The organism is Enterobacter wuhouensis, assembly GCF_004331265.1.
GTDB classification, from domain to species: Bacteria; Pseudomonadota; Gammaproteobacteria; order Enterobacterales; family Enterobacteriaceae; genus Enterobacter; species Enterobacter wuhouensis.
Window position 1 is genome coordinate 552,891 of record NZ_SJOO01000002.1, and the last position, 24,582, is coordinate 577,472.

The 24,582-nt window shown below is 54.3% G+C and carries 23 protein-coding genes; 12 read left to right on the top strand and 11 right to left on the bottom strand.

The genetic code is table 11. From position 1 onward, the window contains the following. Nucleotides 1–9 precede the first annotated feature (9 nt). The 9 genes from E0L20_RS06675 to bolA form a co-directional block, all read right to left on the bottom strand. The gene (locus E0L20_RS06675) at nt 10–408 is read right to left on the bottom strand and encodes a YbgC/FadM family acyl-CoA thioesterase (RefSeq protein WP_014830880.1); all 399 of its coding nucleotides are present in this window, start codon (nt 406–408) and stop codon (nt 10–12) included. A gap of 99 nt (nt 409–507) precedes the next feature. Beyond that, entirely contained in the window at nt 508–888 is a 381-nt protein-coding gene (locus tag E0L20_RS06680) for a helix-hairpin-helix domain-containing protein (RefSeq protein ID WP_131633264.1), read from the bottom strand. 148 nt (nt 889–1,036) lie between these two features. After that, a complete protein-coding gene (gene ppiD / locus E0L20_RS06690; RefSeq protein WP_131633265.1) occupies nt 1,037–2,908 on the bottom strand; it encodes a peptidylprolyl isomerase in 1,872 nt (623 codons plus the stop codon). A 212-nt stretch (nt 2,909–3,120) separates the two neighbouring features. Continuing rightward, on the bottom strand, nt 3,121–3,393 hold the full coding sequence (gene hupB / locus E0L20_RS06695) for a nucleoid-associated protein HU-beta (RefSeq protein WP_002444653.1): 273 nt from the start codon (nt 3,391–3,393) through the stop codon (nt 3,121–3,123). Between the two features lie 210 nt (nt 3,394–3,603). Continuing rightward, nucleotides 3,604–5,958: an endopeptidase La gene (gene lon, locus E0L20_RS06700; RefSeq protein WP_089599338.1), complete on the bottom strand. Its 2,355-nt coding sequence runs from the start codon at nt 5,956–5,958 to the stop codon at nt 3,604–3,606. A gap of 183 nt (nt 5,959–6,141) precedes the next feature. Further along, nucleotides 6,142–7,416 carry an ATP-dependent protease ATP-binding subunit ClpX gene (clpX, locus tag E0L20_RS06705; RefSeq protein ID WP_131633266.1) on the bottom strand — a complete coding sequence of 425 codons (1,275 nt, stop codon included), beginning with the start codon at nt 7,414–7,416 and terminating at the stop codon, nt 6,142–6,144. 126 nt (nt 7,417–7,542) lie between these two features. Further along, on the bottom strand, nt 7,543–8,166 hold the full coding sequence (gene clpP / locus E0L20_RS06710) for an ATP-dependent Clp endopeptidase proteolytic subunit ClpP (RefSeq protein WP_010428105.1): 624 nt from the start codon (nt 8,164–8,166) through the stop codon (nt 7,543–7,545). 260 nt (nt 8,167–8,426) lie between these two features. Then, a complete protein-coding gene (tig, locus tag E0L20_RS06715) occupies nt 8,427–9,725 on the bottom strand; it encodes a trigger factor (RefSeq protein ID WP_131633267.1) in 1,299 nt (432 codons plus the stop codon). Nucleotides 9,726–10,056: 331 nt separating this feature from the next. Further along, nucleotides 10,057–10,374 carry a transcriptional regulator BolA gene (bolA, locus tag E0L20_RS06725; RefSeq protein ID WP_119935294.1) on the bottom strand — a complete coding sequence of 106 codons (318 nt, stop codon included), beginning with the start codon at nt 10,372–10,374 and terminating at the stop codon, nt 10,057–10,059. Between the two features lie 305 nt (nt 10,375–10,679). Between bolA and E0L20_RS06730 the strand changes: the two genes are divergently transcribed. From E0L20_RS06730 to E0L20_RS06765, 8 genes are all read left to right on the top strand, one after another. Continuing rightward, complete coding sequence (locus tag E0L20_RS06730; RefSeq protein WP_131633269.1) at nt 10,680–11,258, top strand: lipoprotein; 579 nt, start codon at nt 10,680–10,682, stop codon at nt 11,256–11,258. Nucleotides 11,259–11,303: 45 nt separating this feature from the next. After that, the gene (ampG, locus tag E0L20_RS06735) at nt 11,304–12,779 is read left to right on the top strand and encodes a muropeptide MFS transporter AmpG (RefSeq protein WP_131633270.1); all 1,476 of its coding nucleotides are present in this window, start codon (nt 11,304–11,306) and stop codon (nt 12,777–12,779) included. A 476-nt stretch (nt 12,780–13,255) separates the two neighbouring features. Continuing rightward, nucleotides 13,256–14,203: a cytochrome o ubiquinol oxidase subunit II gene (cyoA, locus tag E0L20_RS06740; protein WP_089600911.1), complete on the top strand. Its 948-nt coding sequence runs from the start codon at nt 13,256–13,258 to the stop codon at nt 14,201–14,203. 16 nt (nt 14,204–14,219) lie between these two features. Beyond that, a complete protein-coding gene (gene cyoB / locus E0L20_RS06745) occupies nt 14,220–16,211 on the top strand; it encodes a cytochrome o ubiquinol oxidase subunit I (RefSeq protein WP_131633271.1) in 1,992 nt (663 codons plus the stop codon). Next, nucleotides 16,201–16,815 (top strand): cytochrome o ubiquinol oxidase subunit III, encoded by a 615-nt coding sequence (locus E0L20_RS06750; protein WP_131633272.1) that lies wholly within the window; start codon nt 16,201–16,203, stop codon nt 16,813–16,815. The genes cyoB and E0L20_RS06750 overlap by 11 nt, the downstream gene beginning before the upstream one ends. Continuing rightward, nucleotides 16,815–17,141: a cytochrome o ubiquinol oxidase subunit IV gene (locus E0L20_RS06755; RefSeq protein ID WP_006809888.1), complete on the top strand. Its 327-nt coding sequence runs from the start codon at nt 16,815–16,817 to the stop codon at nt 17,139–17,141. Before E0L20_RS06750 ends, E0L20_RS06755 begins: the two co-directional genes overlap by 1 nt. Nucleotides 17,142–17,152: 11 nt before the next feature. Then, a complete protein-coding gene (cyoE, locus tag E0L20_RS06760) occupies nt 17,153–18,040 on the top strand; it encodes a heme o synthase (RefSeq protein ID WP_131633273.1) in 888 nt (295 codons plus the stop codon). Nucleotides 18,041–18,253: 213 nt separating this feature from the next. Beyond that, nucleotides 18,254–19,615 carry an MFS transporter gene (locus E0L20_RS06765; RefSeq protein ID WP_131633274.1) on the top strand — a complete coding sequence of 454 codons (1,362 nt, stop codon included), beginning with the start codon at nt 18,254–18,256 and terminating at the stop codon, nt 19,613–19,615. Between the two features lie 33 nt (nt 19,616–19,648). On the opposite strand, the gene E0L20_RS06770 is transcribed toward E0L20_RS06765, so the two are convergent. Further along, nucleotides 19,649–20,140 carry a YajQ family cyclic di-GMP-binding protein gene (locus E0L20_RS06770; protein ID WP_042320808.1) on the bottom strand — a complete coding sequence of 164 codons (492 nt, stop codon included), beginning with the start codon at nt 20,138–20,140 and terminating at the stop codon, nt 19,649–19,651. 124 nt (nt 20,141–20,264) lie between these two features. Here E0L20_RS06770 and panE point away from each other — a divergent pair, with 124 nt between their 5' ends. Both panE and yajL read left to right on the top strand, forming a co-directional pair. Beyond that, on the top strand, nt 20,265–21,176 hold the full coding sequence (gene panE, locus E0L20_RS06775) for a 2-dehydropantoate 2-reductase (protein ID WP_131633275.1): 912 nt from the start codon (nt 20,265–20,267) through the stop codon (nt 21,174–21,176). Further along, complete coding sequence (yajL, locus tag E0L20_RS06780; RefSeq protein WP_131633276.1) at nt 21,139–21,729, top strand: protein deglycase YajL; 591 nt, start codon at nt 21,139–21,141, stop codon at nt 21,727–21,729. The genes panE and yajL overlap by 38 nt, the downstream gene beginning before the upstream one ends. A 67-nt stretch (nt 21,730–21,796) precedes the next feature. Here the strand turns inward: yajL and thiI are convergent, their stop codons facing one another. Further along, the gene (thiI, locus tag E0L20_RS06785; RefSeq protein ID WP_131633277.1) at nt 21,797–23,245 is read right to left on the bottom strand and encodes a tRNA uracil 4-sulfurtransferase ThiI; all 1,449 of its coding nucleotides are present in this window, start codon (nt 23,243–23,245) and stop codon (nt 21,797–21,799) included. A gap of 178 nt (nt 23,246–23,423) precedes the next feature. On the opposite strand from thiI, the gene xseB reads away from it, so the two are divergent. Together xseB and ispA are read left to right on the top strand one after the other, a co-directional pair. Then, nucleotides 23,424–23,666, top strand: coding sequence for an exodeoxyribonuclease VII small subunit (xseB, locus tag E0L20_RS06790; protein ID WP_008503331.1), 243 nt, complete (start codon nt 23,424–23,426; stop codon nt 23,664–23,666). Further along, on the top strand, nt 23,667–24,566 hold the full coding sequence (gene ispA / locus E0L20_RS06795; RefSeq protein ID WP_131633278.1) for a (2E,6E)-farnesyl diphosphate synthase: 900 nt from the start codon (nt 23,667–23,669) through the stop codon (nt 24,564–24,566). The last annotated feature ends 16 nt before the right edge of the window (nt 24,567–24,582 follow it).

Sequence of the window (24,582 nt, forward strand, 5' to 3'; positions counted from 1 at the left end):
TAACATGTCTTACACGATCATCAGCTCCAGCTTTTCTCGCAGCTCCCCTTCCAGCGGCAGCGCTTTCTGAGTTTTAAGATCGATACAGACAAAGGTAATCAGCGCATCGGCTACCACCTGCCCTTCAGGATCCAGCGTCACAACCTGGCTTAACACGCCGCTCTTGCCGTTTAGCTGCTGAACCTGGCTGGTGACGGTCAGCACATCCCCCAGCACTGCCGGACGACGGTAGTTGATGTTGATGTTGACGACCACGAACGCAATATTGTGCGCGGTCAGCCACTGAAAGCTCTCGCTGTTTTCCAGCCCGTCCCAGCGCGCTTCTTCGAGAAACTCAAGATAGCGGGCGTTGTTCACGTGCTGATAAACGTCGAGGTGGAAACCGCGTACTTTGATTTTTGTCTGCATAGCGCAATAGCCTTAACTGTTATTGTAGGATGAGAGGTCATAACTGGTATGACCTCTTTATCCTGGCAAAAAATTGCCGCAGTGCAAGAAAATGCGTAATTACAACGTCAGGTGTGAGAGGTTGCGCTCAACCAGCGCGCTGCCCATACCGGGAACCTGCTTGAGATCGTCGAGGGTTTTAAAGGGACCATACTCCTCGCGGTAGCTGACGATAGCCTGAGCTTTTTTCAGCCCCACGCCGTTCATTGCGCGGGCGAGATCGTCTGCAGACGCCGAATTGATGCTGACGCGCGTACCGTCGTCATCGGTTTTTTTAGCGACGTCGGTAGCCTTCGTCTGCTCTGCAACCTGCGCAGTTGAGTGGGTTTGGCTCTGCGAGGCCTGCGTTTTAGCGGCAGGCGCTGCCGCGAGCGCGCCGACGCTCATCCCGGTAGTGGCAATGGTCAGCGTAATTAACAGTGCTTTGATTCCACGTTTCATGCTGTTATCTCCTTGTTTGTTGACAGCCACGTCACGATAGCCGCAAGAAAAAACAGGCACAAACAGCAGATTGCAGAAATGGAAAAGGCCGCGAAAGCGGCCTTTAGTTTTTGCAGAGCGTTACGAAAATCTGCGAGCAGATACGTAATTATTGCTGCTGAGTCACCACGTCACCCAGCTTAATTTTGGCTTCTTTACGCAGGTTGCTCATCATCGCTTCGAAGGCAATTTGGGCATTGTTCTGGGTGATCCCCTGAACCATCGCTTTCTTCTGCTCTTCCGGCATGGTGCCCGCCTTCACGTCGTCCAGCGCCAGCAGAACCACATTACCCTGCACGTCGGTCGTGGTGCCGTAGGTCGGCTTGTCCTTCGCTGGAAGACTCAGACCAAACGCGGCCTGGCTGATAGGGTCCTGACCGGTACGGCTCAGCGTTTTGGCTTCACCGAAGCTCAGGCCAGCCGCTTTCAGCGCGTCATTTTTACCGGCTTTCAGATCCACCAGGATCTTCTCGGCATCCATTTTCGCCTGCTGTTCAGCTTTGTTGTGCTTAACCTGCGCCACCACCCGATCTTTCACTTCCGCCAGCGGTTTGACCGCTTCCGGTTTGTGCTCGCTGACGCGCAGAACAAATGCACGGTCACCGTCCACGGTAATGATGTCAGAGTTGCTGCCCGGTGTGCCGTTCTCGCCGACCAGCCCGCCGTTGAAGATGGCGTCAGAAACCGGTTTGAAGTTCAGCTCTTCCGGCAGGTTGTCGTGACCAAACCAGCCGGTTTCAACCGCTTTAACGCCCGCCGCCTGCTCTGCGCCTGCCAGCGATTCGTTGTCGTTGCTCGCGGCATCGCTTACCTTCTGCTGCAGCGCATAGAAGGCGTCCAGGGCTTTCTCTTGCTTCACTTTCGCCGCGATATCATCACGAACGTCAGCTAGCGGCTTGGTTTTTGCTGCCTGAACATCGTCCAGACGCGCCACCAGGTAGCCTACGGAGGATTTGATCACCCCAGACAGCTGGCCTTTTTCCTTGAGGCCTGCGTTTTTCAGCTCTTCCGGGGTCGTCGCGTCTTCCAGCCAGCCCATATCACCGCCATTTTTCGCAGAGATGATGTCGGTAGACTTGGTTTTCGCTACGGTCGCAAAATCTGCGCCCTTGTTCAGCTCGTCCAGCGCCGCTTTGGCATCGGCTTCAGTTTTGGTCTGAATCACGCTGTAGCGGTTACGCTGCGGCTGAGTGAACTGATCCTGATGCTGATCGTAGTATGACTGGATGTCCGCGTCAGAGGCCGTTTCCTGCAGCGCAGCGGCGTCGAGCTTGATATAGCTCACGCGGAACTGCTCAGGCGCAACGAAGGTGTTTTTGTTCTGCTCGTAGTACGCGTTAACCTCAGCGTCGCTGACCTGCTGTTTTGCCGCCAGCGCATTGACGTCGATGGTCGCTTCACGCACGACACGCTGCTGAGATACCAGCGCGGCCAGTTCGTCAGTTTCACCCTTGAGCATGAAGTCGGTGCCCACAACGGCGTTGATGAGCTGCTGAGTGGTCAGCTGGTTACGCAGCGCCTGCGCGTACTGATCGGCGGTCATGCCCATCTGGTTCACGATGCTGTTGTAACGGGCGTTGTCGAATTTACCGTTAGACTGGAAAGCCTGGGTAGAAAAAATGGCTTTTTTAACCTGTTCGTCGCTGATGCCCAAACCTAAGTTTTTAGCATACTGGTCCAGCAGAGCCTCATCGATAAGACGGTTGAGCGTTTGCTGACGCAGGGTCTTCATATACCCTTCATTCCCCGCCAGCTCAGAGAACTGGTCGCCCAGCTGCTGCTGCATACGATTACGTTCACCCGCGAAAGCATTCTCGAACTGCCCACGGCTGATTTCCTGGCCATTCACTTTTGCGGCATAGTTGGCGCCAGCGCCGATAAGGTAACTGCTCACGCCGGTCAAAATGAACGACACGATAATGATACCGAAAATGATCTTGAGCACGAGACTGTTAGCAGCCGTGCGTAAGCTGTCCATCATGGTGTAACAACACTCCGCTGTAGGTGACTGGTTACCTGACGCTGACGGAAAATCCTGACCGTCGCGCGTAAAGGCGTATTGTGACAAGAAAACAGGGCAATTGTCAGCCCACAACTCGCATAAACTCGCACAAATCAGGTCTGGACAAACAAAAAAGGCACATCAAATGATGCGCCCTTGTACTTTTCGGCTTCCCTGAAGCGGGAAAGCAATCAGTTTACTGCGTCTTTCAGCGCTTTACCTGCACGGAAACCAGGCACTTTAGCAGCAGCAATGGTGATCTCTTTACCGGTCTGAGGGTTGCGGCCAGTACGGGCAGCACGCTCTTTAACAGCAAAAGTACCGAAGCCTACCAGTGCAACGTCGTCCCCAGCCTGCAGAGATTCAGTAACAGAAGCAATTAATGCATCTAACGCACGTCCAGCTGCAGCTTTAGAAATATCAGCACCCGCAGCAATTTTGTCAATCAGTTGAGATTTATTCACTGTTCTCTTCCTCTCTTTATAATTTATATCGCGCCTGAATCCTTCACAACGCGACCGCGCAGCAGTTATATCAGGCCTGCCATGACCTTACAACACCCGTTGTTGATGGCTAGCCCAATCAGCAATCTAAATTAGCTATACAAAAAAAGGCTGGCAAGTCCGAAATGACTTACCAACCTTGTTTTTATTGACGCTCTTTGCGCGAGGTCACTATTTTGCGGTTACAACCTGCATTCCGGAGGGTTCATTTTGCAGTGCGAGACTAAGAACTTCCTCAATGCGCTTAACCGGATGGATCTGCAGATCGGCAATCACGTTGTCCGGAATCTCTTCCAGATCGCGTTTATTCTCGTAAGGAATCAATACGGTTTTGATCCCACCACGATGTGCCGCCAGCAGTTTTTCTTTTAATCCACCGATTGGCAGAACCTGACCACGCAGCGTAATTTCACCGGTCATTGCGACATCGGCACGCACCGGGTTCCCTGTCAGGCAGGAAACCAGAGCGGTACACATCGCAATACCTGCGCTCGGGCCATCTTTCGGCGTCGCCCCTTCCGGAACGTGCACGTGGATGTCGCGTTTTTCGTAGAAATCTGCGTTGATGCCCAGTTTTTCTGCACGCGCGCGCACCACGGTCAGCGCCGCCTGAATGGACTCCTGCATCACTTCGCCCAGCGAGCCGGTGTAGGTCAGCTTGCCTTTACCCGGCACGCAGGCGGTTTCGATGGTCAGCAGATCGCCACCCACTTCCGTCCATGCCAGGCCGGTGACCTGGCCTACGCGGTTTTCGTTGTCGGCACGACCGTAGTCGAAGCGCTGAACGCCGAGGTAAGCATGCAGGTTGTCGCCGTTAATCACGATGTGTTTCAGGCTCTTATCCAGCAGCAGCTGTTTAACCGCCTTACGGCACAGTTTAGAGATTTCACGCTCAAGGCTACGCACGCCCGCTTCACGGGTGTAGTAGCGGATGATGCCAACGATCGCGCTGTCCTCAACGGTCAGCTCGTTCGCTTTCAGCGCGTTACGCTCAATCTGTTTCGGCAGCAGGTGCTGCTTAGCGATGTTCAGCTTCTCGTCTTCGGTATAGCCCGAGAGACGGATCACTTCCATACGGTCCAGCAGCGGCGCCGGAATGTTCATGGAGTTGGAGGTGGCCACGAACATCACGTCACTCAGATCGTAGTCCACTTCCAGGTAGTGATCGCTGAACGCCACGTTCTGTTCTGGATCAAGCACTTCCAGCAGTGCAGACGCAGGGTCTCCACGCATGTCCGACGACATCTTGTCGATCTCATCGAGCAGGAACAGCGGGTTTTTAACGCCCACTTTCGCCATTTTCTGGATCAGTTTACCCGGCATAGAACCGATATAGGTACGGCGGTGACCGCGGATTTCCGCTTCATCGCGTACGCCACCCAGCGCCATACGGATATACTTACGTCCGGTCGCTTTGGCGATGGACTGACCCAGAGAGGTTTTACCCACCCCTGGCGGCCCCACCAGACACAGGATTGGGCCTTTAATTTTGTTCACACGGCTTTGTACCGCGAGGTACTCAAGAATGCGGTCTTTCACGCGCTCCAGGCCGTAGTGGTCGGTATCCAGGATTTCCTGCGCCTGACGCAGGTCTTTTTTGACCTTGCTGCGGGCGTTCCACGGAACCTGCACCATCCACTCAATGTAGCCGCGCACGACGGTCGCTTCAGCCGACATCGGAGACATCATTTTCAGCTTCTGCAGTTCTGCTTCCGCTTTCTCTTTTGCCTCTTTCGGCATCTTCGCCGCGTCGATCTTACGCTTCAGCGCTTCGTTTTCGTCCGGCGCGTCGTCCATCTCGCCCAGCTCTTTCTGAATGGCCTTCATTTGCTCATTCAGATAGTACTCGCGCTGCGATTTCTCCATCTGCTTTTTCACGCGGTTGCGAATGCGTTTCTCAACCTGCAGCAGATCGATTTCTGACTCCATCATCGCCATCAGGTATTCCAGACGTTCATTCACGTCGGACATTTCCAGCACGGACTGTTTGTCAGCCAGCTTCAGCGGCATATGTGCGGCGATGGTGTCCGCCAGACGCGCAGGATCGTCGATGCTGTTCAGCGACGTCAGCACTTCCGGTGGGATTTTCTTGTTCAGCTTGATATAGCCTTCAAACTGGCTAATCGCGGTGCGCACCAGCACTTCCTGCTCGCGCTCATCAAGCTCAGGCGAATCAAGGTACTCTGCCTTCGCAGAGAAGTGCTCGCCATCGTCTGACAAAGTGGTAATACGCGCACGCTGCAGGCCTTCTACCAGCACCTTCACGGTGCCGTCAGGCAGCTTCAGCATCTGCAAAATAGAGGCCACGGTCCCGACGGTGAAAAGATCGTTTACACCCGGCTCATCCGTTGATGCTTCTTTCTGCGCCACCAACATGATTTTTTTATCATGATCCATGGCGGCTTCGAGGCAACGGATAGATTTTTCCCGCCCTACAAATAAGGGTATGACCATGTGCGGATAAACCACCACATCGCGCAACGGCAATACGGGGATTTCAATGCGTTCAGAACGCTCAGGATTCATAGAGCTCTCTCTTAGTTTAGTGTCCGCCAGGTAAACTGGTCATGTAACTGTGCTTCACACAACCATTAACATGTAACCAGTATATGGGGATGTTTCCCACACATTCAACGCCATGAATACGGAAAAAGTAAAGGGGAGATAAAATCCCCCCTTTTTGATTAACTGCTTGTATGATTTGGTGAATTATTCGCCAGATGCCTGCTGGGCTTCTGGTTTACCGTAAATCAACAGCGGCTTGGTCTGACCGCCAATAACGGATTCGTCGATAACCACTTTCTCAACATCTTCCATCGACGGCAGATCGTACATGGTATCAAGCAGTGCCGCTTCAACGATTGAACGCAGGCCACGCGCGCCGGTTTTGCGGATCATCGCTTTCTTCGCGATGGCATCCAGCGCTTCGTCGCGGAATTCCAGCTCAACGCCTTCCAGATTGAACAGCGCCTGATACTGCTTGGTCAGCGCATTTTTCGGCTCTTTCAGAATCTGGATGAGCGCATCTTCGCTCAGTTCGTTCAGCGTTGCCACAACCGGCAGACGACCGATGAACTCAGGGATCAGACCAAACTTGATCAGATCTTCTGGTTCGACCTGCGACAGCAGCTGGCCTTCGTTCGGCTTTTCAGACGTGGATTTCACCGTTGCGCCAAAACCAATGCCGGAGCCGGTTTCAACACGGTGAGAAATCACCTTATCCAGGCCTGCAAACGCACCGCCACAGATGAACAGGATCTTGGAGGTATCAACCTGCAGGAACTCCTGCTGCGGATGCTTACGGCCACCCTGTGGCGGCACCGCCGCAACGGTACCTTCAATCAGCTTCAGCAGCGCCTGCTGCACGCCTTCACCCGACACGTCACGGGTAATGGACGGGTTGTCAGACTTACGGGAGATTTTGTCGATTTCATCGATGTAAACAATCCCGCGCTGCGCCTTCTGCACGTCGTAATCGCACTTCTGCAGCAGTTTTTGAATGATGTTTTCAACGTCTTCACCCACATAACCGGCTTCGGTCAGGGTGGTGGCATCCGCCATGGTGAACGGAACATCCAGCAGGCGCGCCAGGGTTTCAGCCAGCAGCGTTTTACCGGAGCCGGTTGGCCCGATCAGCAGAATGTTACTTTTACCCAGTTCGACGCCATTACTGGTATCGCCGTTACGCAGGCGTTTGTAGTGGTTATATACCGCCACCGCCAGCACCTTCTTCGCCTGCTCCTGACCGATGACATAGTCGTCAAGGTGATGACGAATTTCATGCGGTGTCGGCAACGCGCTACGCTCACGGTGCGGGGCAACTTCTTTAATCTCTTCGCGAATGATGTCGTTACATAAATCGACACACTCGTCGCAGATATACACGGACGGCCCGGCAATCAGTTTACGCACTTCATGCTGGCTTTTGCCGCAAAAAGAGCAGTACAGCAGTTTGCCCGAACCATCTTTGCGTTTATCTGTCATGAGTCCAAACCTCTTTTTAAGTTCTTTGTGCCGCACATGACGACGCAAATGCCATTCTCAGACGCAAGCTGCTCTCGGCAGAATGCCGCCCTACCTTAGTATAGCGGCACACTCGCGTCGCGGGCATCAATTACGATGGGTCAAAACGGAGTCGACCAGGCCGTACTCAACTGCCTCTGGAGCTGAGAGGAAGCGATCGCGTTCAGTATCGCGCTCGATCTGCTCGAGAGGTTGACCCGTATGCTGCGCCATAAGTTCATTCATGCGCGCTTTTACTTTCAGAATTTCTCGGGCGTGGATTTCGATATCCGTCGCCTGGCCCTGGTAACCACCCAGCGGCTGGTGAATCATCACGCGGGAATTTGGCAGGCAGAAACGCTTGCCTTTCGCCCCTGCGGTTAACAGGAATGCCCCCATGGATGCGGCCTGTCCCATACAGATGGTGCTCACATCCGGCTTGATGAATTGCATGGTGTCGTAAATGGACATACCTGCCGTGATCACGCCGCCCGGCGAGTTAATGTACAGGTAAATGTCTTTTTCCGGGTTTTCCGCTTCCAGAAACAGCATCTGCGCCACGATCAGGTTAGCCATGTGGTCTTCCACCTGGCCGGTCAGAAAGATAACGCGTTCCTTGAGCAGACGGGAATAGATATCAAAAGAACGCTCACCGCGTGAGGTCTGTTCAATAACCATTGGCACCAGAGCCATATGGGGTGCAAAGTTATCTCGTTCGCCACTGTATGACATTTCCGTCTCCTGGATCAAAATTGAAAACACCTGCTGCACTGATTGTAACCTTATGGACGGATTATCAGCCAGTCTCATTCATCGGGATTACATACTTATGGGGTTCACATTGCCCTATTTCAAGCATAACAATCTTTTGTTGTTACGCTAACACTGAAAGGGCGTTTTAGCACTCTTCCTGGGCTATTGGTGTGATAAAAAAAACCCGTCGCCGGAGGGCAACGGGTTTTCTGTTCAAACTTTAAACCGTTGGGGCGAAATTACGCCTGCTGGTTCATCAGTTCGTTGAAAGAGGTCGCTTTTTCGGACACTTTAGCTTTCGCCAGTACCGCTTCAACAGCCTGCTCTTCCAGTGCGACGTTGCGCATGTTGTCCATCAGCTCTTTGTTCTTACCGTAGAACTCAACAACTTCTGATGGATCTTCGTACGCAGAAGCCATCTCTTCGATCAGGCCTTTCACACGCTCTTCGTCAGCTTTCAGCTCGTGGGTACGAATCACTTCGCCCAGCAGCAGGCCAACAACAACGCGGCGTTTAGCCTGCTCTTCGAACAGCTCGCGCGGCAGCTCCATCGCCTGCTGCTGGTTGCCACCGAAACGCTGTGCAGCCTGACGGCGCAGGACGTCGATTTCGCTGTCAATCAGTGCAGCCGGAACGTCGATGTCGTTCGCTTTCACCAGGCCGTCGATCGCCTGAGATTTAACACGGTTGCGCACAGCACCGTTCAGCTCGCGTTCCATGTTCTTACGCACTTCGGTACGCAGGCCTGCAACAGAACCATCTTCCACGCCGAAACGTTTGATGAATTCTTCAGTCAGCTCTGGCAGTTCGCGCTCTTCCACTTTCTTCAGGTTGATAACGAACTTCGCTGCTTTCCCTTTCAGGTTTTCAGCGTGGTACTCTTCAGGGAAGGTCACGTCAATGGTGAACTCTTCACCTGCTTTGTGGCCTTTGATACCGTCTTCGAAGCCTGGGATCATACGACCCTGGCCCATTGCCAGTACGAAGTCAGACGCTTTGCCGCCTTCGAACTCTTCGCCGTCTACAGAACCGGTGAAGTCGATGGTGACACGGTCTTCAGCGTCAACTGCGCCTTCTTTCTCTTTCCAGTTCGCCTGCTGCTTGCGCAGGGTGTCCAGCATGCCGTCAACGTCTTCGTCAGTCACGGAAACGATCGGTTTTTCAACTTCGATAGATTCCAGACCTTTCAGCTCAACTTCCGGGTACACTTCAAACTCTACGGAGTAGGTGAAGTCTTCGCCCAGTTTGTATTCGCCTGGAACGTAGTTTGGCGCACCGGCCGGATTGATTTTTTCTTTGATGATCGCATCGATAAAGTTGCGGCTCATCAGTTCACCCAGCACATCCTGACGCACGGAAGCGCCATAACGCTGAGCAACAACATTCATTGGTACTTTGCCCTTGCGGAAGCCGTCAATACGTACTTTTTTTGCTACGTTGACCAGCTCGCTTTTCACAGCAGTTTCGATGCTGTCAGCAGCGATAGTAATCGTTACACGGCGGCCAAGGCCTTGAGTGGTTTCAACTGAAACTTGCATCTTGTTACCTCAAAAAAATCACAGTGCTCGGTCAACTCTGAATCTGTCTGTGTTTACCGGGATGCTCTCTTAGTGCAGATTCACATTCCCTGTCGCCAGAATCATCCCGAAGACATTCAATAAGACGCGGCATTATAGCGGCATCACTTAGGTGAGTCGAGAACGGTTGGGGCATGTTGCTGCGGCTTTTTTCACACTTTAAGGCTATTTTTAGCCTTAAAATCGCACCATCCGCTCAAAACTCAGACAAAACAAAACGGCCCGTAGGCCGTTTTGACGAAATCTCTATGCAACATACTGGAAAAACTCCGGCAGTTGCAAATCCGATTTTTCAGGCTAAGGTGCCTGCACCGCGACAGGGCGGTGAGGCGACTACCGTATCCTGCAAGCCTTCCCACTCCTTAATGGTGTAGGTATGCAATGCCAGCGCATGTACGGTCGTGGAGAGTTCTTCCGACAGGGTGCTGTAGATCATGCGATGTCGGTTCAGGAAGCGTTCTCCCTGAAAACGATCGCTGACCAGAACCACTTTAAAGTGGCTTTCAGAACCCGCCGGCACGTTATGACGATAGCTTTCGTCGACAACTTCGAGGAACACAGGGTCGAACGCTGCCCTTAATTTATCTTCTATCTGCTCACGTATCATCATGAAATTACTCCTCCGACAACGCCAGGATGTCACCCATCCCTTTAAATGTTAGCCGCTTTTACCGTTTCCATTACATCAACACAACAAATATTTAGCTTTCGTCCGATTTTCTCATTCAAACGAATGAAGTTCACTGTGAGGCTCATACGTTTTGTCATTCACAGGTAGAGAAAAGCGGTGAGATGGTCAGATTTCAGACAAGGCGATGAATTTACATGCGTTGACCACTTCCCCTGGCCGTTGGCGATGTTATGATGGCGGCAATTTTTCTCTTTATATGCTTACGATTCGTTGAGAACCTGAAAATGTTAAAAAAACTCTTCTTTCCGTTGGTAGCGATTTTTATGCTGGCAGGCTGTGCCACCCCGCCAACCACCATTGATGTTTCACCAAAAATCACCCTGCCTCAGCAGGACCCTAGCCTGATGGGCGTGACCGTTAGCATCAACGGTGCCGATCAGCGCCAGGATCAGGCGCTGGCAAAAGTCACCCGCGACAACCAGCAGGTTACCCTGACCGCGTCCCGCGACCTGCGCTTCCTGCTGCAGGAAGTGCTCGAGAAGCAAATGACCTCCCGCGGCTATATGGTTGGCCCAAGCGGTACGGTTGATCTGCAGATCATCGTCAACAACCTGTACGCAGACGTTTCCCAGGGTAACGTGCGCTACAACATCTCTACCAAAGCGGATATTGCCATCATCGCCACCGCGAAGAACGGCAACAAGATGAACAAAAACTACCGTGCGAGCTACTCCGTTGAAGGCGCATTCCAGGCCTCTAACAAAAATATCGCCGACGCGGTTAACAGCGTGCTGACCGACACCATTGCAGATATGGCGCAGGACACCAGCATTCACGACTTCATCAAGCAGAACGCGCGCTAATCCCGCTGACTGACCCGGTGCTTAGCCGGGTCAGTTTTATTAAACATGTCCAGTCATTACTTACGCATTTTCCAGCAACCGAAATCAGCCATCCTGCTGATCCTCGGCTTCGCCTCCGGTGTACCCCTCGCGCTCACCTCCGGCACGCTCCAGGCGTGGATGACCGTCGAGAATATCGATCTCAAAACCATCGGCTTCTTCTCGCTCGTCGGCCAGGCTTACGTCTTTAAGTTCCTGTGGTCGCCGGTGATGGACCGCTACACGCCGCCGTTCCTCGGCCGGCGTCGCGGCTGGTTAGTGATAACTCAGCTTCTGCTGCTCGTGGCGATTGCCGCGATGGGCTTCCTCGAGCCGTCAACGCAGCTGCGCTGGATGGCGGCGCTTGCGGTGGTGATTGCCTTCTGTTCCGCTTCGCAGGACATTGTTTTTGATGCCTGGAAGACGGACGTGCTGCCCGCTGACGAACGCGGCGCAGGTGCTGCAATCAGCGTTCTCGGCTACCGTTTGGGCATGCTGGTTTCCGGCGGCCTGGCGCTGTGGCTGGCCGACCGCTATCTCGGCTGGCAGGGCATGTACTGGCTGATGGCCGCATTCTTGATCCCCTGCATTATTGCCACCCTGCTTGCGCCTGAACCGAGCGATGTGATCCCGGTGCCGCGCTCGCTGGAACAGGCCGTTGCCGAACCGCTGCGCGACTTCTTTGGCCGCAACAACGCGTGGCTAATTCTGCTTTTGATCGTCCTTTATAAGCTGGGCGACGCGTTTGCCATGAGCCTGACCACCACCTTCCTGATTCGCGGCGTTGGGTTTGACGCCGGTGAAGTGGGCGTGGTGAACAAAACGCTGGGGCTGTTTGCCACCATCGTCGGGGCGCTCTACGGCGGGGTGTTGATGCAGCGCCTGACGCTGTTCCGCGCCCTGCTAATCTTCGGCATTTTACAAGGGGCATCGAACGCGGGTTACTGGCTGCTGTCGATTACCGACAAGCATATGATCAGCATGGCGACCGCGGTGTTCTTCGAAAACCTCTGCGGCGGGATGGGAACCGCAGCCTTCGTGGCCCTGCTGATGACCCTGTGCAACAAATCGTTTTCTGCCACGCAGTTTGCCCTGCTCTCGGCGCTCTCCGCCGTTGGCCGCGTTTACGTCGGCCCCATTGCCGGCTGGTTTGTTGAGGCCCACGGCTGGCCTACGTTTTATCTCTTCTCGGTGGTCGCCGCCGTGCCGGGAATTTTATTACTGCTGGTCTGTCGCCAGACGCTGGAATATACCCAGCGAACAGAGCACTTTATGCCGCGCACCGAATATTCTCGCGCCTACCGCTTTGCATTACGGCTGTTGATGGTGGGCTGTTTTGCGCTGGTACTTTGGCTGGCGGTGCTGATTATCAATGCGACGACCGGGCTGTCGCTACCGTTCGAAGCCCTTCTTTTAGACGCGGGCGCGCTGCTGGCGATTGCCGGGATTCTGATCGGTGGACTGCTCGACTTCCTTGCGCTGCGTAAAACCCAGCTGACCTGAAGGTATAAACGAAAGGTTATTTCCCGTTGTAATCACGAGGCGTAATTATAACGGTGAAATAACCGGCAGCGGCAAAAAAATATTTGTTGTTTTGTGCGGGATAGAATTTGGAAATTATTGGAGCTAATTCCAAAACGCTATTTTTCATTAAACGATTCAGCTTTTGAAAGATTGAATTTTCGTTTTTTAAATGTCTATTTATTGATAATTAATTGTTAATTTTTTGTATATTTTTGATAATGGTTATACCAATTGCCCCTTTTAGGGTATGCTTGGAGGTTCGTTCGTTATAAAGCCCATGCCATGCGGCTTCCGTCTTAAAAAACGACATAATTTGCAACACTTGTGACATGTGCGGCAGAACCCAGTAACACCTTCCTGACACAGCCCTAATGATGTTTACAGTAATGTAACCTTCCCGTAAAATGCCCCCACACTTTAAACGCCACCAGACTCCGTGGAATTGAGGTCGTTAAATGAGACTCGGGAAATACAATAAAAGTTTGGGATGGTTGTCATTATTCGCGGGCACTGTATTACTCAGTGGCTGCGATTCTGCACTACTAGACCCCAAAGGACAGATTGGACTGGAACAACGTTCGTTGATTCTGACGGCATTTGGCCTGATGATGATTGTGGTTATTCCAGCCATTTTGATGGCTGTTGGTTTCGCCTGGAAGTATCGTGCGAGCAATAAAGATGCGAAGTATAGCCCTAACTGGTCACACTCCAATAAAGTGGAAGCTGTGGTCTGGACGGTGCCTATCCTGATCATCCTGTTCCTTGCCGTACTGACCTGGAAAACCACTCACGCGCTTGAGCCTAGCAAACCGCTGGTTCACGATGAGAAACCTATTACCATTGAAGTGGTCTCCATGGACTGGAAATGGTTCTTCATCTATCCGGAACAGGGCATTGCTACCGTGAATGAGATCGCCTTCCCGGCGAACACTCCGGTTCAGTTCAAAGTGACCTCCAACTCCGTAATGAACTCCTTCTTCATCCCGCGTCTGGGCAGCCAGATCTACGCGATGGCCGGTATGCAGACTAACCTGCACCTGATCGCCAATGAAGCAGGCACCTACGACGGTATCTCCGCCAGCTATAGTGGCCCGGGCTTCTCGGGTATGAAGTTCAAAGCTATCGCTACGCCAGACCGTGCCGCATTCGACCAGTGGGTTGAAAAAGCGAAGCAGTCTACTAACACCATGTCTGACATGGCGGCGTTCGAAAAAGTGGCTACGCCTAGCGAATACAACAAGGTGGAGTACTTCTCTAATGTGAAACCTGATTTGTTCAAAGACGTTATTGGCAAATTTATGGATCACGGCAAGAGCATGGACATGACCCAGCCTGAAGGTGAGCACAGCGCACACGAAGGTATGGAAGGTATGGACATGAGCCACGCGGAAACCGCTCACTAAGGGGCCGAGGAAGAAAATGTTCGGAAAATTGACACTGGATGCAGTGCCGTATCACGAACCGATTATCGTGATTACGGTGGCTGCAATTATCATCGGTGGCGCAGCCTTACTGGGCTTGATCACTTACTTCGGTAAGTGGAGCTACCTGTGGAATGAGTGGCTGACTTCGGTTGACCACAAAAAACTCGGTATCATGTACTGCATCGTCGGTATCGTCATGTTAATTCGTGGCTTTGCGGATGCGATCATGATGCGTAGCCAGCAGGCGCTCGCCTCGGCGGGTGAAGCCGGCTTCCTGCCGCCGCACCACTACGATCAGATCTTTACCGCCCACGGCGTAATCATGATCTTCTTCGTGGCGATGCCGCTGGTTATCGGTCTGATGAACGTTGTCGTACCGCTGCAAATCGGCGCGCGCGACGTGGCGTTCCCGTTCCTGAACAACCTGAGCTTCTGGTTCACGGTTGTCGGCGTTATCCTGGTTAACCTGTCGCTGGGCGTGGGCGAATTTGCTCAGACCGGCTGGCTGGCCTACCCGCCGCTGTCGGGAATTGAGTACAGTCCTGGCGTAGGCGTCGATTACTGGATTTGGGCGCTTCAGCTCTCCGGTGTCGGTACTACCCTGACCGGTATCAACTTCTTCGTGACCATTATCAAGATGCGTGCCCCTGGCATGACCATGTTCAAGATGCCGGTATTTACCTGGGCATCTCTGTGCGCCAACATCCTGATTATTGCTTCATTCCCAATTCTGACCGTCACCGTCGCGCTGCTGACCCTGGACCGCTACCTGGGCACCCATTTCTTCACGAATGATATGGGTGGCAACATGATGATGTACATCAACCTGATTTGGGCCTGGGGTCACCCGGAAGTGTACATCCTGGTTCTGCCTGTGTTCGGCGTGTTCTCCGAAATCGCGGCAACCTTCTCGCGTAAGCGTCTGTTTGGTTACACCTCGCTGGTGTGGGCAACCGTCTGTATTACCGTTCTGTCGTTCATCGTTTGGCTGCACCACTTCTTCACCATGGGTGCGGGCGCGAACGTAAACGCCTTCTTCGGTATTACCACCATGATTATCGCGATCCCTACCGGGGTTAAGATCTTCAACTGGCTGTTCACCATGTACCAGGGCCGTATCGTGTTCCACTCAGCGATGCTGTGGACCATCGGCTTCATCGTGACCTTCTCCGTAGGTGGGATGACCGGCGTACTGCTGGCAGTACCGGGTGCTGACTTCGTTCTTCACAACAGCCTGTTCCTGATTGCGCACTTCCATAACGTTATCATCGGTGGCGTGGTCTTCGGCTGCTTCGCTGGCGTAACCTACTGGTGGCCAAAAGCGTTCGGCTTCACGCTGAACGAAAAATGGGGTAAACGCGCGTTCTGGTTCTGGATCATCGGCTTCTTCGTGGCGTTTATGCCGCTGTACGTGCTGGGCTTCATGGGTATGACCCGTCGCCTGAGCCAGCAGATCGATCCGCAGTTCCACCCAATGCTGATGGTTGCAGCGGGCGGTGCAGTGCTGATTGCCTGTGGTATCGCGTCTCAGCTGATTCAGTTCTACGTGTCTATTCGCGACCGCGACCAGAACCGTGACCTGACCGGTGACCCATGGGGTGGCCGTACGCTGGAGTGGGCGACCTCTTCTCCGCCTCCGTTCTATAACTTCGCCGTTGTGCCGCAGATCCATGAACGCGACGCATTCTGGGAAATGAAAGAAAAAGGTGAAGCGTACAAGCAACCTGCTCATTACGACGAGATCCACATGCCGAAAAACAGCGGCGCGGGCATTGTGATTGCCGCATTCGCAACGGTATTTGGTTTCGCAATGATCTGGCACATCTGGTGGATGGCGATTGTTGGCTTCGCCGGCATCGTAATCAGCTGGATTGTGAAGAGCTTTGACGAGGACGTGGACTACTACGTACCAGTCCGTGAAGTTGAAAAGCTGGAAAATCAGCATTTCGACGAGATTTCTAAAGCGGGGCTGAAAAATGGCAACTGATACTCTGGCGCACTCAACTGCCCACGCGCATGAGCATGCGCACCACGATACCGGGCCGATGAAAGTCTTCGGTTTCTGGATCTACCTGATGAGCGACTGCATTCTGTTCTGCTGTCTGTTCGCAACCTATGCCGTTCTGGTGAACGGCACAGCGGGCGGCCCGACCGGCAAGGACATTTTTGAGCTGCCGTTCGTTCTGGTTGAAACCGCACTGCTGCTGTTCAGCTCCATCACCTACGGCATGGCGGCTATCGCCATGTACAAAAACAACAAGAGCCAGGTTGTTTCCTGGCTGGCGTTGACCTGGCTGTTTGGTGCTGGATTTATCGGGATGGAAATCTATGAATTCCATCACCTGATCATGGAAGGTTTCGGTCCGGATCGCAGTGGCTTCCTGTCCGCGTTCTTCGCGCTGGTCGGAACCCACGGTCTGCACGTGACCTCTGGTCTGATCTGGATGGCGGTACTGATGTTCCAGGTACACCGTCGCGGCCTGACCAATACTAACCGTACCCGTATCATGTGCCTGAGCCTGTTCTGGCACTTCCTGGACGTGGTATGGATCTGTGTGTTCTCTGTTGTCTATCTGATGGGGGCGATGTAATGAGTCATTCTAACGATCATGGCGCTTCCCACGGCAGCGTAAAAACCTACATGACAGGTTTCATCCTGTCGATCATCCTGACGGTCATTCCGTTCTGGATGGTGATGAACGGTTCTGCATCTAAGCCGGTTATCCTGGGCGCAATCCTGGTGACCGCGGTGATTCAGATTCTGGTGCATCTGGTTTGCTTCCTGCACATGAACACCAAGTCCGATGAAGGCTGGAATATGACGGCCTTTATCTTTACCGTGATTATCATCGCTATCCTGGTAGTCGGTTCCATCTGGATTATGTGGAACCTTAACTACAACATGATGGTTCACTAAGAGCGGCGAGTATGTTTAAGCAATACCTGCAAGTAACGAAACCAGGCATCATCTTTGGCAACCTGATCTCCGTGATCGGAGGGTTCCTGTTGGCCTCCAAGGGCAGCATTGATTACACCCTCTTTATCTACACGCTGGTCGGTGTGTCCCTGGTTGTTGCGTCCGGTTGTGTATTTAATAACTACATCGACATGGATATCGACAAGAAGATGGAAAGGACCAAAAATCGGGTGCTGGTGAAAGGCCTGATCGCCCCTTCCGTCTCGCTGGTGTACGCCACCTTGCTGGGTATTGCTGGCTTTATGCTCCTGTGGTTTGGCGCTAACCCGCTGGCCTGCTGGCTGGGGGTTATGGGGTTCGTGGTGTATGTGGGCGTCTACAGCCTGTATATGAAACGTCACTCCGTCTACGGTACGCTGATTGGTTCACTCTCCGGCGCTGCGCCGCCGGTGATTGGCTACTGCGCCGTCACGAATGAGTTCGACAGCGGTGCGCTGATCCTGCTGGCTATCTTTAGCCTGTGGCAGATGCCGCACTCCTATGCCATCGCGATTTTCCGCTTCAAGGATTATCAGGCAGCGAACATCCCGGTTCTGCCGGTCGTGAAGGGCATTTCGGTTGCCAAGAACCACATCACGCTGTACATCATCGCCTTTGCCGTGGCAACGCTGATGCTCTCTCTGGGCGGTTACGCCGGATATAAATATCTGGTCGTGGCGGCTGCGGTGAGCGTCTGGTGGCTCGGTATGGCGCTGCGCGGTTACAAGGTGGAAGATGACAAGGTTTGGGCGCGCAAGCTGTTTGTGTTCTCGATTGTTGCCATCACCTCGCTGTCCGTGATGATGTCCGTGGATTTCATGGTGCCAGATTCACATAGCCTGCTGACTTACGTCTGGTAAGTGTGCTGAATTGAAAAAGCCAGGTTAATCACCTGGCTTTTTTTTTGCCCGGCGGCGCTACGCTTGCACGGGCCTACGGGATCGGTAGGTCGGGTAAGGCATAGCCGCCACCCGACGCGGTTTTGCTCGATGGTAATATCTCTTAAACAAACACCTATTTACCGCACTTAACACCCCGCCTAAACTAGTGCCTGCTTTTGAACTGAGGTGGTAATGAACGATTATAAAATGACGCCGGGCGAGCTACGCGCGACCTGGGGCTTAGGGACTGTCTTCTCGCTACGGATGCTTGGCATGTTTATGGTCCTGCCTGTTCTGACCACGTACGGCATGGCGCTGCAGGGGGCCAGCGAGGCGTTGATTGGCCTGGCGATTGGGATCTATGGTTTAGCCCAGGCGGTATTCCAGATCCCCTTTGGCCTGCTTTCGGATCGCGTTGGCCGTAAGCCGCTGATTGTCGGCGGTCTGCTGATTTTTGTACTTGGCAGCGTCATTGCCGCCCTCTCCCACTCCATCTGGGGCATTATTTTAGGCCGCGCCCTGCAGGGTTCCGGCGCGATTGCCGCTGCCGTGATGGCGCTACTGTCAGACCTCACCCGCGAGCAGAACCGCACCAAGGCAATGGCGTTTATCGGCGTCAGCTTTGGCGTGACGTTTGCAATTGCAATGGTGCTCGGGCCAATTATTACCCACAAGCTTGGCCTGCACGCCCTCTTCTGGATGATTGCCGCGCTGGCGACCGTTGGGATCGCGCTTACGCTCTGGGTGGTCCCGGACAGCAAAAACCACGTGCTCAACCGTGAATCCGGCATGGTGAAGGGCTGCTTCAGCAAGGTGCTCGTTGAGCCACGACTGCTCAAGCTAAACTTCGGCATCATGTGCCTGCACATTCTGCTGATGTCGACCTTCGTCGCCCTGCCCGGCCAGCTCGCCGCCGCGGGCTTCCCCGCCGCCGAGCACTGGAAAATCTATCTGGTGACGATGCTGATCTCCTTCGTCTCCGTGGTGCCGTTTATTATCTACGCCGAAGTGAAGCGCAAAATGAAGCGCGTTTTCGTGGGCTGCGTGGCGCTCCTGCTGATTGCCGAAATTGTGCTGTGGGGCTCCGGCCCGCACTTCTGGGAGCTGGTCATCGGCGTGCAGATCTTTTTCCTGGCCTTTAACCTGATGGAAGCCCTGCTGCCGTCGCTTATCAGCAAGGAATCCCCGGCGGGCTACAAAGGCACGGCGATGGGCATTTACTCCACCAGCCAGTTCCTCGGCGTGGCCATTGGCGGCTCGCTCGGCGGCTGGGTGGACGGCCTGTTTGATTCGCAAACCGTGTTTCTGGCGGGGGCGCTGCTGGCGATGGTCTGGCTGCTGGTTGCCAGCAGCATGAAGGAACCGCGCTACGTAAGCAGCCTGCGCGTAGAAATCCCGGATAGCGTAGATATTAACGATGCGCTGAAACAGCGTCTTGAAGCAACGGAGGGCGTCAGTGAAGTGCTCATCGCCCCGGAAGAGCGCAGCGCCTATGTCAAAATTGACAGCAAGGTAACCAACCGCTTCGAGGTTGAGCAGGCCCTGAAAGCTTAAAAATAAGCCCGGTTGAAACCGGGCTTTTTGGTCTTAATCGCGGAAGTTTTTGAACTGGAACGGCTGTCCCAAATCGCCGCCGCGGATCAGCGCCATCACGCCCTGCAGATCGTCACGCGATTTGCCCGTCACGCGGATCTCTTCGCCCTGGATCTGCGCCTGAACCTTCAGCTTGCTGTCCTTGATGAGCTTAACGATTTTCTTCTGAACCGCGCTCTCAATGCCCTGCTTCAGTTTGGCTTCGACGAACCATGTTTTACCGCTATGGACGAACTCTTCCGGCACATCCAGTGAAGTACCTTCAATGCCGCGCTTCAGCAGCTTAGCGCGCAGAATATCGAGCAACTGGTTGACCTGGAAATCTGACTCGCTCAGCACCTTGATGGTCTTATTTGCGTCATTCAGCTCAAAGGTCGCCTCAACGCCACGGAAATCGAAACGTGACTCAACTTCACGGCTTGCGTTGTCCACGCCGTTACGCACTTCCTGGATATCAACTTCGGAAACAATATCGAAAGATGGCATCTTTTCTTCTCCCTTCATTTTTGTTGCGTTGCATAATACCCGCAACGAGGCATAACGAGAAGCTTAGCTGACGGCGCTATACTTAGGCCGTAACACCTGGCGCAGTTGCAGGTGAGGAGGAACGATGAAAATTACAGTGCTCGGATGCGGAGCCCTGGGTCAGCTATGGCTGACCGCGCTGTGCAAACACGGACACGAGGTACAGGGCTGGCTGCGCGTGCCCCAGCCCTATTGCAGTGTAAACCTGATTGGTGAAGACGGAAGTATCTTTAACGAATCCCTGACCGCGAACGATCCTGACTTCCTGTCGCAAAGCGACCTTCTGCTGGTGACGCTCAAGGCGTGGCAGGTTTCCGATGCGGTAAAAACGCTGGCCGCGCAGCTCCCCCCTGGATCGCCGATTCTACTGTTGCATAACGGCATGGGGACCATTGACGAGCTGAAAAGCATCCCTCAGCCGCTGCTGATGGCGACGACCACCCACGCCGCGCGCCGCGATGGCACTATCATCGTCCATGTTGCCAGCGGGGTGACGCATATCGGCCCTGCCCGCGAGCAGGACGGTGACTACAGCTACCTGGCGGACGTTCTGCAAAAGGTGCTGCCGGACGTGGCATGGCATAACAACATTCGCCCGCAGCTATGGCGCAAGCTGGCGGTGAACTGCGTCATTAATCCGCTGACGGCGCTCCGGGACTGCCCGAACGGGGAGCTGAAAAACGCCCCGCAGGAGATTGCCACGCTGTGCGAGGAAGTCGCGTCGGTCATCGAGCGCGAAGGCCTGCACACCTCCGCAGATGATTTACGCTATTATGTCGAACAGGTGATTGATAGTACGGCGGAAAATATCTCCTCCATGTTGCAGGACGTGAGGGCGTTACGCCATACGGAGATCGACTACATTACCGGCTATCTGCTCAAACGCGCCCGCGCGCACGGCGTTGCCGTACCGGAAAACGCCCGCCTGTATGACCTGGTTAAACGTAAGGAGAATGAGTATGAGCGCGTCAGCTCTGGTATGCCTCGCCCCTGGTAGCGAAGAGATGGAAGCCGTCACCACTATCGATTTGATGGTGCGCGGCGGCATCACGGTCACCACCGCCAGCGTCGCCAGCGACGGTAATCTTGCGATCGCCTGTTCACGCGGGGTGAAGATCCTGGCGGACGCACCGCTCGTTCAGGTGGCTGACGGCGATTACGACATCATCGTCCTGCCCGGCGGCTTAAAAGGCGCGGAATGTTTTCGCGACAGCCCGCTGCTGGTTGAAACCGTGCGTCAATTTCATCTGTCTGGCCGCATCGTCGCAACGATCTGCGCCGCCGCCGGCACGGTCCTGATCCCTCACGATATCTTCCCCATCGGCAACATGACCGGCTTCCCGGGGCTTAAGGATACGATCCCCGAAGAACATTGGGTGGATAAACGCGTCGTCTGGGACCCGCGCGTCAACCTGCTGACCAGCCAGGGGCCCGGTACGGCGATTGATTTTGGCTTAAAGATTATTGACCTGCTGGTCGGGCGTGAAAAAGCGTACGAAGTGGCGTCGTCGCTGGTGATGCCGGCGGGGATTTATAATTATTACGAATAGGTGTTCTCCCTCTCCCTGTGGGAGAGGGCCGGGGTGAGGGCATCAGGCCGCACTCCCCGGCGAGAAACTACGGGCGATACACCTTCACATTCGCAAAGCCCTGCTCGCGCAGATACAGCGCCTGCAGGCGGCTCATCACCCCGCGCTCACACCACAGCAGATACGTTTTGCTCTGGTCGAGATCGCCAAACTTGGTGCTCAGCTTGTAGAACGGCAGAGAAACCACGTCCACGCCTTCCACCTTAAGCGGCTTGTCATCCTGCTCGTCAATGGAGCGGATATCCAGAATCGCATCGTTAGCGCCGAAACCGCTCACGGTTTCAACTTCAACGACTTCCTGCTCGGTCTGCTGGGCAATCTCGCGGATATCAATGTTGGACGCTTCCGCCACCACTTTTTCCAGGATAGCAAAATCGAAGTTCTCTTCTTCGGCTTCGATCTTCGCCTTCACCGCCTTGACGGTTGGGCTTTTCGAGATCACGCCGCAGTATTCCGGCATGGTGCGGGCAAAATCTTCGGTGCCAATTTCGCGCGCCAGATCGATGATGTGCTCTTTGTCGTGGGAAATCAGCGGACGCAGGATCAGCGTATCGGACACGTTGTCGATAAGACGCAGGTTGGTCAGCGTCTGGCTGGAGACCTGGCCCAGCGCTTCGCCGGTAACCAGCGCCTGTACGCCGTAACGCTCGGCCACTTTAGACGCCGCGCGCACCATCATGCGCTTCAGCACCACGCCCATCTGGCCGTCATCCACTTTTTCGAGGATCTCGCCAACGACAGGCTCGAAGTTAATCGCCACAAAACGCACGCGGTGTGAACTGCCGAAGCGGTTCCACAGGTAATGCGCCACCTGACGTACGCCGATTTCGTGCGCCGCGCCGCCCAGGTTGAAGAAGCAGTAGTGTACGCGACAGCCGCGACGCATCAGCATATAGCTGGAGACGCCGGAATCGAAGCCGCCGGAGATCAGGGACAATACGTCTTCCTGGGTGCCGATCGGGAAGCCGCCGATACCTTCGTAACGGCCTTTTACCAGCAGCAGGCGATCGTTTTCGATCTCAAGATTAACGGTCACGTCCGGGTTGGTCAGACGCACGCGCGCCGTCTCGACGTGCTGGTTCAGACCGCCGCCCACGTAGCGCTCGACTTCGATAGAGCTGAACTCGTGCTTGCCGCGACGCTTCACGCGCACGCAGAAGGTTTTGCCTTCGATCTGGTCGCGGTACTGCACCAGCGCCTTCTCAAAGATGTCGTGCATATCGCTGAACGGGACGTCTTCCACTTCCAGAATATGGTGGATACCCGGAATGCGGGTCAGCGCGTCGCGAATATCAAGACGTTTGTTTTCGTCTTTGGCGCGCACTTCTACGTGGTCCCAGTGACGCACCACGGCAAGGGTTTCGTCGTAGTGCTTTAATACGTTACGAATGTTCCCGGTGAGAATTTTAATAAAGCGCAAACGCACAGACTGGCTTTTGATGGTGATTTCAGGGAACAATTTAATGATAAACTTCATGGCGGCAATGTTTCTTAGGCAAGCCTGTAACGGCTTGTAGTGGAAAATGATACAGCAGCCCACACCCGTGGCTGCATCCAGGCGCGCAAGTATACCACCAACGCGCCGCCCGCGTTATTTGATAATTGCCCTGAGTCCGTTACCATGTAGGGGCGAAGAATATAAGAGTCAATTCACTATGCCGAAGAAGAACGACGCACCGGCCAGTTTCGAAACTGCGCTGAGTGAACTGGAGCAAATTGTTACCCGTCTTGAGAGCGGCGATCTCCCGCTGGAAGAGGCGCTCAACGAATTCGAGCGTGGCGTACAGCTGGCGCGCCAGGGGCAGGTCAAACTGCAGCAGGCCGAGCAGCGCGTGCAAATCCTGCTTTCCGACAGCGAAGACGCGAAAACCACGCCATTCACACCGGACGCCGAGTAAATGGATTTTGCCAACGAGCTTGAGGCGCGCGTCGTGCGCGCCAACGACGCCCTGCGCCGTTTTATTGCGCCACAGCCTTTTCAGAACACTCCGCTGGTTGAAGCTATGCACTATGGCGCACTCTTGGGTGGAAAGCGCCTGCGCCCGTTCCTTGTGTACGCTACGGGCAACATGTTTGGTATCAGCGATAACACGCTGGACGCCCCGGCCGCTGCGGTTGAGTGCATCCACGCCTATTCGCTGATCCACGACGATCTCCCGGCGATGGACGACGACGATCTGCGTCGCGGTCAGCCAACCTGCCACATTAAGTTTGGCGAGGCGAACGCCATTCTTGCGGGCGACGCGCTGCAGACGCTGGCATTCTCGATTTTAAGCGATGCGCCGATGGTGGAAGTGAGTGACCGCGACCGCCTGGCGATGGTTTCTGAGCTTGCCATGGCGAGCGGTGTGGCCGGCATGTGCGGCGGTCAGGCGCTGGATTTAGAGGCGGAAGGTCGTCAGGTTAATCTGGAACAGCTGGAGCGCATTCACCGTCATAAAACGGGCGCGCTCATTCGTGCAGCCGTTCGCCTGGGCGCGCTGAGCGCGGGTGAACAAGGGCGCAAAGCCCTGCCGATTCTGGACAGATACGCAGAAAGTATCGGTCTGGCGTTCCAGGTTCAGGATGACATTCTGGATGTGGTGGGCGATACTGCAACATTGGGTAAACGTCAGGGTGCGGACCAGCAGCTTGGCAAAAGTACCTACCCCGCCCTGCTGGGCCTTGAGCAAGCCCAACGTAAAGCCCGGGATCTGATTGAAGATGCCCGCCAGTCGCTGAATCAGCTGGCCGCGCAATCGCTGGATACCTCGGCACTGGAAGCGCTAGCGGACTACATAATCCAGCGTGATAAATAAATAACCTATCTCGATG